This is a genomic window from Verrucomicrobium spinosum DSM 4136 = JCM 18804 (assembly GCF_000172155.1).
Classification (GTDB): Bacteria; Verrucomicrobiota; Verrucomicrobiia; order Verrucomicrobiales; family Verrucomicrobiaceae; genus Verrucomicrobium; species Verrucomicrobium spinosum.
This window is the reverse complement of the sequence record NZ_ABIZ01000001.1, coordinates 2,084,813-2,097,196: the sequence shown is the minus strand read 5'-3', so window position 1 is coordinate 2,097,196 and position 12,384 is coordinate 2,084,813. Positions and strand designations below refer to the sequence as shown.

Sequence of the window (12,384 nt, the reverse complement as noted above, 5' to 3'; positions counted from 1 at the left end):
CAAGGCCAAGCGGGTGATTCTTGGCCCTCATGGTCAGCAGCAGAGCCAGGATCAGGGAGGCGTCGCCCAACGACTGCTCGCTGGGAAGGGATTCGCATCGCGTCGGCGCTGCACATCGCCCGTTCTCCAGAGACCAGGTGAAGGTTCCACAACCACCGCACGAGGATGATCTTCCGTGAACACCGCCACGCCGATCACCCCCACGTTTTTCGTGTTCCCGTGTTTCAGCGCCGCATAGGAGTTCCGCACATTGGCAAACCGGAAGGCCGCCACTTGGTTCATGGAGGTACGCCAGCCTTCGATGCGGACGGAGCCTTGTGCCGGGATCACATAGCCACGCTTCTGCACGGATGCGGGCCGGCCATCCAGGACGTCCAGCCCATCCACCGACACCACCACCTCGATCCGGCGGTGGGACTCGTTTCTCAGCAGGATGTCATAGCGGTCCCCGGGCTCACCCATCACATACACCTCTCCACCGCTCTCCACCCCACGTAGCCACCCACCCTCACTTTTCAAACCAAAGGAAACCAAGCCGCCGGCCACCTGCTTGTAGTCATTGAACTTGTCACCGCCATACCCCGCCGCCGCCTGCACTCCCTGCCGGTCGTTGTAGAAAACCTTCGTGGTCGCATCAGGGGTGGAGCTGGATCGGCGAAAAGTCGTGCTGTCCACCTCAGACCAGCGCGCCTCTCCAAAGCCGGTACCCAGCCCGGGACGCCGCATTTCTGCCGGGGTGGAGGCTGTACGCGCGCTCCCTCCCAAGGTACCATCGGATGAGGAAGATACCGGTGAAGCACACTGGCTCCCCGCGGCCGCGAGCACCAGGGCCAGGAGCCCCCGCCACAGGGACTTGCTTCGGTTCGAGAACATCAGGGACAACAGCGATAAGGGTTTCATGGGATAACGGGTGGATGGAGGGTTCTCTCCTGCGAACGCAGGTCACCACGCTCTGCATGTGGAGAAAAAAACTCTTGTGACAGCGGGAGTTTTTCTTTCACCCTCGCCCTGCACCCGGCCCTCTTCCTGCTTTTTGCACCACCATTGGGTGAAGCATCATCCGGTATCACATTGACCAAAACGCCATTCTCATAATTATTCCACCCTCGAAACAACGAGCCGCCCTTTTGATGAACCCCTCCTCCACCTCCCCGGACAACACCTCCAAACGCGGCTATCGACGAGCCTTCGAACGCCATCCCGATCTGCCCGGGAAAGTGGCGGAATTTGATCGCTGGCTGAAGGCGGTGGAAGAATGGCTCACCTGGATCGAAAGCAGCATCCCCGACAACACCCACATCTCCAAGGCCGAGGCAATGGATGACTTCCACATCACCGGGCAGGGCCTGGAAATTCTGGAGAAAATCGGGGTGGACATCTACCCGACCGGCCGCGAGGTGCAGCGCACGGAGTACGATGTGAAGAAGCTTCTTCGAGCCGTCGTGGCGCTCCCTTCCATTGCGCGGCTTAAGGGAAAACGCCTCTCCCGCAAGCATGACGACATTCACGTGGTGTTCCGCGAAGTGATCGATGACACCCTCAACGGACGGCTCCCGCTGGATGAGATTCACAAAGGGGACGACGACCTCACTGAAGACTGATTCCCACCCTGTCAGCCCCCGCCTGGAGGGGCTGAAATGGACAAAAACATCGCGCGTGACAGAAATGTGATTTTCTGTTCGCGCTTGTCTGCATGACGGCTACTAGATCGGCTCTCTCACGTGATACTTATCCTTACGGCAGGCTTCGGCGACGGACACAACACAGCGGCACGCAACGTGGCGGGCGGTTTGCGCCGTCTTGCGCCCCATGAAGAGGCCCTGGTGGTGGATTTGTTCGACATCGCGCATCCAGTTCTCTCTCCCGTGATGAAGGAGAACTACCAGATGCTCATCACCCGTGCCCCCTCTGTGTGGGCCTGGATCTACGGTCGCTCTGCAAAAGTGAGCTTTGACGGGAGCCCCGACATTCTCGCCGGCCTCCGCAAAGCGCTGGCGGGTCTGCTGAAAAAGCACCGCCCCCGCGCGATCGTTTGCACCTACCCGATCTATCCAAAACTGCTCAAGCAGATTCAGGCCACCGGGATCTCCACTCCGCCGATCTACACGGTCATCACGGACTCAATCAGCATCCACCCCATCTGGTTCATCGCCCCCAGTGACGCCTATTTCGTCGCGGATGAAGACTCCCGGCAGAGCGCCCTCCGGCTTTGCCGGGCGGCGGATGAGATTCATGTGGCAGGCTTTCCCGTGAGCCTCGACTTCCTGGACCAGCCCACGCCTGAAGAGTGCGCCTCTCCCCATGGGAAGATCCTCTACCTGCCCTCCACGGGGCTGAAGCACGTGCAGCGCACGCTGACCTCCCTGCGCCCGCTGCTGCTCGCCGGCACCAAGCTGACCCTGCCGGTCGGCAAACACGCCTCCCGGCTCTATCACGTGGTGACCCAGTTTGTGGACTCCGTCCCAGATGGCTCCGTGGAGATCATTGGCTGGACCAACCGCATCCCCCGGCTCCTGCAGACTCATGACTTCGTCATCTGCAAGGCAGGCGGGGCCATCCTGCACGAGTCCCTCGCCGCCACCTGCCCGGCCATCATCGACTACGTCGTACCCGGCCAGGAGGAAGGCAACGCCGAGCTGCTGACCAAACACGAGTGTGGCGTGACCACCACCACCCCGGAACAGACTGGCAAAGAAGCCGCCCGGCTCCTGGCCAACAATCGCTCGGAAGCACGGCGGATGAAGGCCAACATGAAGGCGCTCAGCGAGCCGGATGCCGCCTTGAAAATCGCCTCTTGGGTGATCGCCCACGCTCCGTGACCCAAGCCATGCCCGACTCCGCCCTGCTCTTCGACATCGGCAATGTGCTGGTCCATTTTGATTTCACCCCTGCCGCACGCCGATTCGCAGAACTGAGCGATGCCACTGAAGCCGAAGTGCTCGCCCGGCTCCGGCCGTTCAAGGATGATCTGGAGTCAGGCCGAATCAGCGATGACGACTTCATCCGCGAGAGCACCCGCCTTATCGGCTTTCATGGCACTCGGGAGGAATTTGTCACGGCCTGGGGAGACATCTTTACGGAAAACGCCCCCATGATCGCTCTCGTGGAGGAACTGTCCGGGCAGGTACCTCTGTACCTCCTCTCCAACACCAGCGGTCTGCACAAGGAGTGGCTCTTTGCCAAATTCCCTGTATTCCGGCACTTCGCAGGGGGGATCTACTCCCATGAAGCGCGGTGCATGAAGCCCCACGACGCGATCTTCCAGCAGGCGGTGGCTGCGTACGGACTCGATCCCGCCCGCACGTTCTATATCGATGATCTGGAGGACAATATCGCGACGGGACAGCGCCTCGGATTCGTCAGCCATCACTACCACCACGACCGGCATGCCGCTCTGGAGGCGGAACTGCGGGCCTGGCCGGGCACCCCGGCGTGACAGGCCCGTCACGCAAAAGAGGCCTTTTTCGTTTCCCCGCCCGCTGGGGGTGGTGTAGGCTCTTCGCCTATGGAGTTACTCAAGCAGTTCCTGCACTTCGTCATGCACCTGGATGAAAGCCTCCCGGATTTCATCAGCCAGCACGGCATTTGGATCTACGGCCTTCTGTTCCTCATCATCTTCTGCGAGACCGGTCTGGTGGTGACCCCGTTCCTGCCGGGTGACTCCCTCCTCTTCGCCGTGGGAGCCGTGGCAGCCAATGATGCCTTCACGAACAGCCTGCGGCTTGAGTACGTGATCCCGCTCATGATTGTGGCTGGTGTCTTGGGAGACGCCGTGAACTACGCCATCGGGCGAAGACTCGGCCCCGCCGTCTTCAGCCGGGAGAGCGGCCGTCTGCTCCGCAAGGACTACCTCATCAAGGCCCAGCAATTCTATGACAAACACGGCGGCAAGGCCATCATCCTGGCACGCTTTGTCCCCATCGTTCGCACCTTCGCCCCCTTCGTCGCTGGCATCGGCCGCATGAAGTACAGCTCCTTTGCCTACTTTAACATTCTGGGCGCGATCATCTGGGTGGTTAGCCTCACCCTCGCGGGTTACTTCCTGGGCACGATCCCGATCATCAAGAAGAACTTCGAGGCCACCATCATTCTGATCATCGTCGTCTCCCTGCTGCCCATCGCCTTTGAGTGGTGGAAGGCCCGCAAAGAAGCAGCCACCACTGCGGCGGCTGCCAATGATGCCGAACCGGCTGCCTGATTTGCCGGTTCGTTGAGCCCTTCAAGAGCCCGTAACCCCGCATTGGGGTTACGGGCCTTTTTGTGCCCCCTTTACTCAATGGGCCGCTCCTTGAGCGCCCACTCCATAAACCGGTACGCAAGAGCGTTGGATTCCTCCGTGGGTCCATGCAGAGGCCGGTTGTGCATGCCTGCCAGCACCGGCACCTTCAGCACCGTGTAAGCTTCACGAACCCGGTTCAGATCCAGCCATCGTGCAGCAAAGTCCTCTGAGCCACCGGAAACCAAAAAGGGCCGGGGGGCCATCAGCATCTGAAACTCGCTCAAGCTGCGGCCCTGCTCCATGATCTGCTTGTAAGGCCCCGTCCGGGGACTTTGCGCGGTGATCAGGCCCCGCTCGCGCGTATAGCCTGGCTCATAGCCCAGGTACCAGGGCTCCCAGTAGTTGATGCTCGGGCGGGCCTCATCAAACACGATCCCGGGATCCGACCACACGGCACAGGCAAACTTCTCCCACAGGCAGGAGCCAAACATGGCCCACTTGCCGCCGTAGGAGTGCCCCATCACGCCAATGCGCTTGCGATCCACCTCCGGGCGGTCCGCCAGGGCCTGCCAGGCATTGGCAGACAGATAGCCGAGATAGGAGAGCGGCTGGCATTTCGCGCCGTCGGACAACACCGGCTTGCGGGCGTCGCCCCCGGGCGCCCCCATGCTCAGGCTCACAAATCCCCGCTTCGTGAGCTGATACGCAAAGTCCCGCAGGGGCATCTTCCCCAGACCGATGCTGGTTTCCGGATCATAAAATGGGACGTACACGGCGGGGAAAGGCCCCTTGCCATCAGGGATGAGGAGATAACCCTCCCCCGTCTGGCCAGGAGCAATCTCCAGGCGGATGCGGTGCTGGGTGAAGTCCTCGCGCCGGGTCGTCTCCAGGATCTCCAGCTTCGGGTCCTCCAGCACCGGCGGCCACTCCCCCATGAAGCCCTGCCAGGTCTTAAGGATCTCACTGCGGCGGATGGCCCAGTCTTCCTTGGATTGCGGGGTCTTGCCAGAACCCAGATCCACCAGGTGGGGGCCCGGCGTCACTTTGTCGGCGTACTCAGCCGGTGGGGTGAAGTACGGGGCCAGCTCTTTGGGAAGATCGTCTGCCGCCTTTGCTGAAGTCCGGCCCAGCAGTACTCCGACTGCCGCGACCATCACACCTGTCTTGATTGCTAGATGGGGAACTCGTTTCACCATTCAATTACGCGATGCCCGACAGGTTTTTGCAGCATGACCCGTTACGTCAGCTTCCACGCTCTTAGGCAACCCTTGCCCGGCCTCCTCATGAACGCACTTTCCACGCTCGCCCTCCTCCTCGGCACCTCCTGTCTTTCCACCTTTGCACAGGACAAGACTCCGGTGTTCAAAGCCCAGGAGATCGACAACCAGATCCAGATCGGCTACGGCCTCGCCATTGCGGATGTGCAGGGCGATGGCAAGCCTGACATCCTGCTGGCAGACAAAACCGCCTTCGTCTGGTACGAAAATCCCTCCTGGAAAAAGCATGTCATTGCCGAGAACCTGACCGCCAAAGACAACGTCTGCATCGCCGCCCGGGACATCGATGGCGATGGCAAATGCGAGATCGCCGTGGGCGCAGAGTGGAACCCTTCCGACACCGTCAACAGCGGGGCCGTGTTTTACCTCATTCCTCCGGCCGACCGCACCCAGAAGTGGGAGCCGGTAAAATTGACTCATGAACCCACCACCCATCGCATGAAGTGGGTGAAACGCAGCCCTGATCGCTATGACCTGCTGGTGGTGCCGCTTCACGGACGCGGCAACAAGAATGGTGAAGGCGAGGGCGTGAAGGTCCTGGCCTATCAGAAGCCCGCCGATCCCAAAGCCGAATGGAAGACCGAGCTTGTGTCCGGAGACCTGCACATGACCCACAACTTCGATGTGGTGCAGTATCCCGGTGAGCCTTTCGAGCGCCTGCGACTGGGCGGCAAGGAGGGGATTGAATGGCTCACCCCCTCCGACACTGACTGGAAGAAGGTGCACCGGGTGAAGCACGAGGCTGGCGGGCCGCTCAAAGGAGCCGGCGAAGTGCGGGAAGGCAAGCTGGGGACGTCCACCTTTGTGGCATCGATTGAACCTATGCACGGCACAGACCTAGCCGTTTACAGCGTCCCCGCTACTGGCGATGCCGCACCCGTGCGCACCGCCCTCACCACCACCCTCGACGACGGCCATGCCCTCGCCTGTGCCGACCTCCTCGGTCTGGGCCGCAACCAGATCGTCGCCGGCTGGCGCGCCAATGCCAACAAACTGGCCCGCGTGGGCATCAAGATGTGGGTACCAGACGCAACTGGGTCAGCGTGGAAGGACTACAGCATCGACGACAACCAGATGGCTTGCGAAGACCTCGCCGTGGCCGATCTCGATGGCGACAAAAAGCCCGACATCATCGCCGCTGGACGTCGGACCAAGAACGTCAAGATCTATTGGAACGAGACGCCGTAGTGGCAACTGCTCAACAAAGGAGGCGGGGGTTCGAAGGCCCGCTTAGTCGCCCGTCTCCTGACGCCGCAGACAGCCAAATTCTCAATCACCTCAACCCACCTACGCCCTCCGCTCCCCCCGCGGGACCGGAGATCCCGCCTCCTTTACCTGGGGTCGAACGTGCTGGGGCAAGACCGCACGCACCCAGCCCACGAACTCACCCCTGACGACCGCCCCCTCCACAAAGGAGGCGGCGGTTCCCAGCCCCGCTCAGTCGCCCGTCTCCTGACGCAGCAGACAGCCAAATTCTCAATCACCTCAGCCCACCTACCCCCTCCGCTCCCCCGCGGGACCGGAGATCCCGCCTCCTTTACCTGGGGACGAACATGCTGGGGCAAGACCGCACGCACCCAGCCCACGAACTCACCCCTGACGACCGCCCCCTCCACAAAGGAGGCGGCGGTTCCCAGCCCCGCTCAGTCGCCCGTCTCCTGACGCAGCAGACAGCCAAATTCTCAATCAACTCAGCCCACCTACCCCCTCCGCTCCCCCGCGGGACCGGAGATCCCGCCTCCTTTACCTGGGGTCGAACATGCTGGGGCAAGACCGCACGCACCCAGCCCACGAACTCACCCCTGACGACCTCCCATCAGTAAAGGAGGCGGGGGTTCCCAGCCCCGCTCAGTCGCCCGTCTCCGGACGCCGCAGACGGTTGGATCCCCAGTCACCTCCGACCATCACCCCTTCAGGCCCCGCTCTTGACGCCGGGCGACCACTGGCCATGCTTGGTCCTCGTTCAGGTTTTCTTCCTGGGCACCATCCGACGACCCCCATGCAGCCAGCCACCGTATCCCCGCTTCACCCTCTGCTGGCTGACCTGGGGGTGCATCTCATGGGAGACTATGCCGGACAGACAGCCCTCTGCGAGTGTGGAAGGGAGATGGTCGAAGCCGTCCGCCACATGCAGATCCCTTATGAGGTGCTGGACCTGCCTCTCTCTCCCGGCAGGATGCCGCTGTCGAAGAGATTTGCTTTGCCCGAAGGCCATTCCGCCCCGCCACGCGCCCCTCTCAGCATCATTTCATGGAACGGAGATGCCTACAACATCATTGGGGAGAGCCTCCCCGGCAGTTGGCTCCAAAACCGCCGCATCGTCGGTGTGTGGTACTGGGAGACAGAGCAGGAGCCCCCCAAGGCTCATCTCGATGGATACCAGTGGGTCGATGAAGTCTGGGTCACCAGCCAGTTCATCGCCGACAACCTGTCCCGTACCGCTCCGGTGCCGGTGCGCAAGTTCCCCCATCTGATGAAGCCGCTCGCAGTTCCAGATTCCCTGGAACTACCAGCGCCCCTCCAGAATGACCGGTTTGTCTTTCTCTTCAGCTTTGACTTCCGCAGCGTCACGCGGCGCAAGAACCCCCATGCGGTCTGCGAGTCTTTCATTCGTGCGTTTCCCTCCCCCTCCCCCGACGGCCCCCTCTGTGTGATCAAGAGCATCGCGGGCCAATCGCACCATGAGCTGGAATGGCTGGAACTAACCACCCGATATCGCCATCGGCCGGACATACTTTTTCTGGACGGCTGGATGACTCCAGTCCAGCGCAATTCCCTCATGGCGCGGGCCAACTGCTATGTCTCCCTCCATCGTTCCGAGGGCCTGGGGCTCACCTTGATGGAGTGCATGTCCCTGGGCAAGCCCTGCATCGCCACCGGATATTCCGGCAATCTGGAGTTCATGACCCCTGAGAACTCGTGGCTGATCCCTTATCAAATCGTCGCAGTGGGGGCCGGTGCTCTCCCGTATCCCCCCAATCATATCTGGGCGGAAGCCGACATCCCGACCGCGGCCGCAGCCATGAAGGAGGTGTATGCCAATCCGGATCTGGCTCTCAAAAAGGGGCTCCTCGGCCAGGCGACCATCCGCAACCGCCATGGCATCGATGCGGTCGCCGCCCGCCTGCTTGAACTGATGACCCAGGTCATTTCATCTCCGGTTCGAGCAAAAAAGCCCCACCCTCTTGAAGCCCCCTCAAGTCCTGATCCGTCAGGCGCTGAGGGCACGCATGCGTCTGACTCCGCCTCGGCGTCCAGAAAGAGCGGGCGGGAAAAAGCCTACCAGTTCATCAAGGAGGCCAAAGGCCTGGAAAAAGCGGCCCGCCAGCAAAGAAAAGCCCTGTCTCCCAGCAAGGTGCCTCCCCAGGTGGAAGCCTATCTACAAACCCTTGAGCGACTCGTCCAAATCCAGAGCAAAATCCACTCCGCCACGCTTCACGACCTCGGGGAGGTCAAGGCACGTGTCAGCAACTACCACGGCGAAATCCTGGACACACTGGTTCGTGATCGGGAACTCATGAAGAACATCCTCCTGCATCTTGCCCCAAAAAGTCGTCAGGACAACGACGCCGCCAATCCCCCCGACTGACGGTCGCCCAGCTTCGAGGAAAGCGGCACGCTGCCCCCCTGCCAACGTCAGCGTCCCGATGCGAAAGAGGGGCAATGGGTTAGATGCAAATACGAAAAGACAGACTATACGCCAAAATCCAGAAAGAGAAACTCACAATCCAAATCATCATTCGAGGCATGCCTCCAACCTCTGTCGCATTTCACGCCATTCGGCGTACTTACTCACTGCGTTCCGGGCAGCAAATCAGCGCTCTTCATGGATACGAGTCCACAGATTCACCAAGGGCTCAATGCTCATTTGTCCCTATTCCCGTTTATACCGGTCACCCTTCTTTGCGGCACCACTTATTGCCGTCACACCACCCCGACTCTCGGCGCTCGAAAGGCGAACATTCCGGCAAAACTCCCGCCCTTCATGGGGCGGGCACCTCGTTGGCGGCGGGCATCAAACTGTTCTCGCCGTGCCTCAAAGAACTCATCCACAAACCCCCGGCTTCCCAAGGCCACACCTAGCGTGAAGTACGTCACCCGATGACGCAGCGTCTCCGCGAGCGTCATCTTGCCGTCTTCAGTGCGCACCTGCTCCACCACCTCACGCTTGATCCCCTTGCGCAGCACCCGGCTGTCCGAACCGTGACCGTCTCGAACCTCCTCCCCCTGGCCAAAGAGCCATACCCGGTAGCCGGAAAGGATCTTGGCCGCACTGGGGATCCGTTGCGAGCCCCCTGGCTGGTTCCGCTCATGCGCCCGGTGCTCATTCGTGATCGTGTACAGGGCTGACAACGCCTTGCGTCCACCCGCTACCGCCTCCGCATAGCTGCACCACCGGTAGTCCTTGGGATCCTCCACCAGTCCCGCTCGCACCGGATTGAGATCAATGTAGGCACTCATCACCGAGAGCGTGGCCAGCTCACCTTCCAGCAGCACACTGGTGAAGCGCTCCTCCCAGAGGGTGCCCTTGCGATTCTCCCTCTTGTTGAACCACAAGCTGAAGCGCTGTTTGAGTTCCTTCATGAACTGGCTCACATCCCACATCCGGCCCAGGTATCTTTCCTTGAGCTCCTCGGCCGCCGCGTCATGCCCCTGGCTGCGAAAGGTTTCCAGCGTCTCCTTGAGCATCCGCACCGCCGGTTGGGAATAGATCAACGCCGCCTGCTTGAGCAGCCATTCATCCGAATACACCTCCCCTTCAGGCCGCTTCCTGACTTCCACCATGATGTGGAAGTGGTTGGACATCACACAATAGGACAACACCCGCACCTGACAGAACCCCTCATAGGCCCGCATCAAACGCACAAACTGCTCCTTCTCCTCCGGCCCAAACGCCAGCCGCCGCTCCACCACCCGAGAAATGCAGTGGTAGTACGCAACCGGAACCATCTGATCGGCAAAGTATCGAGGCGAAGCCATGAGGTCCCCATCGCCTTAAAAGACTGCGCAGTCAACTTCCTTCCTTCGTAATAGCCTGTCTTTTCGTACTTCTTCCGTCGGGATCGTCAGCGTGCCTCGCAGTCTGGCCCCAGCGTCGAGGCGGTAGGGAAGCGAGCACAACATCGCTGCTGAACCCGCCTGAAAGGAACTCAAGGCAGGTGCCTGGGAACTGAGCACGCTGGTCAACCCTCCCAGATGGGGGCCTTCCACGCCCGACCAGCGTTCCAACGTCAACCCGCCCTGGCTCCAGGCCAGGGTGGGTGCGATCCATAGTGAAAGCAGTGCAGCAGCAAAATGCTTTAGCGCAAACGGAGGGAGTTTCATGATGAGAGCGTTCAGTGCCAGGGCCGCAGAAGCTCATGCACGCGCATGAACCCAAGTCCCCAACACCATCCTGATGTCCCGCACATCAGGCCGGTTGCTCTACACACTATTTATTCGTAAAAAAAATTAACAAGAGTCCCGACGGTTGTGAATTTCACCCCCTGTCGTGAAACCTTCTCCGGGGGCGAAGCGTCCAAGACATGGGACCCAAGCCCATCTGCGAGAGCATAGAGCCCTCAATCTCTTCACACCGATCTCGCCCCGCCTGGGCCGCACACATGGCATCCTACCACACCCGTGCCCACAGGGTCTTAAGGTAGCGGCTCTCCGGGCAGTTGGACATGACCGGATGATCCGGGCCTGCGCCGGTGCGGTCGAGAATCTGCAACTTGCGCCCATTGCGGTGGGCGATGCCGATCACAAGTTCCTCGAACTGCTCCACCGGCATGAGCCCGGAGCAGGAGCAGGTCACGAAGAGCCCGCCCCTGGCCACCAGGGAAAGGGCCAGCTTGTTGAGGTCATGGTATCTGGCCTTGCCTTCCTCGAACCCCTCGCGGGAGTGCACCAGCTTGGGCGGATCCAGCACCACCGCATCCCACGTGGCCCCATTCCTCTGCATCTGCCGCATGTAGGTAAAGGCATCGGCATGCACAAAATCGATGCGCTGCTGGTTCAGGTTGGCATTTTTCCTGGCCTGTTCCACCGCCTTCTCATCCAGATCCACGCCGATGACCTCTGCCGCACCGCCCAGCTTGGCCGCCACGGAGAAGCCGCCGGAGTAGCAGCAGACATCCAGCACACGGCAGTCCTTCACCCACCGGCCCAGTTGAGCCCGGTTGTTCCGCTGATCACAGAAGAAACCCGTCTTGTGGCCTTCGGCAAAGTTCACATGGAACCGCATGCCGTTCTCTATGATTTTCGTGCCCGCCTCCGGAGCGCTGAGTTGACTGACCTGTTCCAGAACTTGGTGCGGCACCAGCCCTTCGGCACGGATTGGGGCATCGTCGAAATGCACCACCGCCCGGGTCGTGCCCAGCAGTTCATGCAGAAGGGGAATCCACTCCCCTGCGCGCTGGAGGGCCGAGGCATTGCTCAACTCGACCGCCAGCACTTCACCGAACTTGTCCACCATCAGTCCTGGGATGCCATCGGCATCCGCATGCACCACGCGGAAGGCATCCGTCTGCTGAGGCAGGCCCAAGGTCTTCAGACGCAGGTCCACCGCCTGGCGCAACGCCTTGGTAAAATGATCGGGATCAAGAGGCTCCGCGCCGTGCCGGAACACGCGCAGCGGCACCCGGGCTCCGGGACTGAAGAAGCCGTGCCCAAAAGGCTTGCCCTCTTTGTCATACACCGTGACCGTATCGCCGCGCTTCGCATCGGGCGAAGCCGCCATGATCATGTTCGGGAAGAAATTCGGGTGAAAATTGTAGTACTTGATCTGCACCCAGGGCATGGACCAGCCTTCGCTTCCGGTGGGAACTTGACGGGGACGGATGGGGCGGCGGTGGCTGGGAGCGGGCATGGATTTGAAACTGAGGTTGATACCCAGATCCTGGTCAC

Annotated in this window: 11 protein-coding genes; 6 read left to right on the top strand and 5 right to left on the bottom strand. The window is 61.0% G+C overall.

The genetic code is table 11. The features are described from left to right. Nucleotides 1-51 precede the first annotated feature (51 nt). Nucleotides 52-900 carry a hypothetical protein gene (locus VSP_RS08190; RefSeq protein WP_156346207.1) on the bottom strand — a complete coding sequence of 283 codons (849 nt, stop codon included), beginning with the start codon at nucleotides 898-900 and terminating at the stop codon, nucleotides 52-54. Between the two features lie 230 nt (nucleotides 901-1,130). Here VSP_RS08190 and VSP_RS08185 point away from each other — a divergent pair, with 230 nt between their 5' ends. The 4 genes from VSP_RS08185 (at nucleotide 1,131) to VSP_RS08170 (ending at nucleotide 4,198) form a co-directional block, all read left to right on the top strand. Then, a complete protein-coding gene (locus VSP_RS08185; RefSeq protein ID WP_009959941.1) occupies nucleotides 1,131-1,601 on the top strand; it encodes a hypothetical protein in 471 nt (156 codons plus the stop codon). 120 nt (nucleotides 1,602-1,721) lie between these two features. Further along, nucleotides 1,722-2,819 carry an MGDG synthase family glycosyltransferase gene (locus VSP_RS08180; RefSeq protein WP_009959940.1) on the top strand — a complete coding sequence of 366 codons (1,098 nt, stop codon included), beginning with the start codon at nucleotides 1,722-1,724 and terminating at the stop codon, nucleotides 2,817-2,819. A gap of 8 nt (nucleotides 2,820-2,827) precedes the next feature. Then, complete coding sequence (locus VSP_RS08175) at nucleotides 2,828-3,436, top strand: HAD family hydrolase (protein ID WP_156346208.1); 609 nt, start codon at nucleotides 2,828-2,830, stop codon at nucleotides 3,434-3,436. Between the two features lie 69 nt (nucleotides 3,437-3,505). Beyond that, complete coding sequence (locus VSP_RS08170) at nucleotides 3,506-4,198, top strand: DedA family protein (protein WP_009959937.1); 693 nt, start codon at nucleotides 3,506-3,508, stop codon at nucleotides 4,196-4,198. A gap of 71 nt (nucleotides 4,199-4,269) precedes the next feature. On the opposite strand, the gene VSP_RS08165 is transcribed toward VSP_RS08170, so the two are convergent. After that, entirely contained in the window at nucleotides 4,270-5,415 is a 1,146-nt protein-coding gene (locus VSP_RS08165) for an alpha/beta hydrolase family protein (protein ID WP_198141344.1), read from the bottom strand. Nucleotides 5,416-5,502: 87 nt separating this feature from the next. Between VSP_RS08165 and VSP_RS08160 the strand changes: the two genes are divergently transcribed. Together VSP_RS08160 and VSP_RS08150 are read left to right on the top strand one after the other, a co-directional pair. Next, entirely contained in the window at nucleotides 5,503-6,684 is a 1,182-nt protein-coding gene (locus VSP_RS08160) for an FG-GAP repeat domain-containing protein (RefSeq protein WP_009959935.1), read from the top strand. A gap of 811 nt (nucleotides 6,685-7,495) precedes the next feature. Further along, nucleotides 7,496-9,085 carry a glycosyltransferase family 4 protein gene (locus VSP_RS08150; protein ID WP_009959933.1) on the top strand — a complete coding sequence of 530 codons (1,590 nt, stop codon included), beginning with the start codon at nucleotides 7,496-7,498 and terminating at the stop codon, nucleotides 9,083-9,085. Nucleotides 9,086-9,420: 335 nt separating this feature from the next. On the opposite strand, the gene VSP_RS34535 is transcribed toward VSP_RS08150, so the two are convergent. The 3 genes from VSP_RS34535 to VSP_RS08140 form a co-directional block, all read right to left on the bottom strand. Next, complete coding sequence (locus VSP_RS34535; RefSeq protein ID WP_009959932.1) at nucleotides 9,421-10,476, bottom strand: transposase; 1,056 nt, start codon at nucleotides 10,474-10,476, stop codon at nucleotides 9,421-9,423. Between the two features lie 15 nt (nucleotides 10,477-10,491). Next, complete coding sequence (locus VSP_RS42035; protein ID WP_075089614.1) at nucleotides 10,492-10,821, bottom strand: hypothetical protein; 330 nt, start codon at nucleotides 10,819-10,821, stop codon at nucleotides 10,492-10,494. Nucleotides 10,822-11,107: 286 nt separating this feature from the next. Then, a complete protein-coding gene (locus VSP_RS08140; RefSeq protein WP_009959931.1) occupies nucleotides 11,108-12,346 on the bottom strand; it encodes a class I SAM-dependent rRNA methyltransferase in 1,239 nt (412 codons plus the stop codon). Between the last annotated feature and the right edge of the window lie 38 nt (nucleotides 12,347-12,384).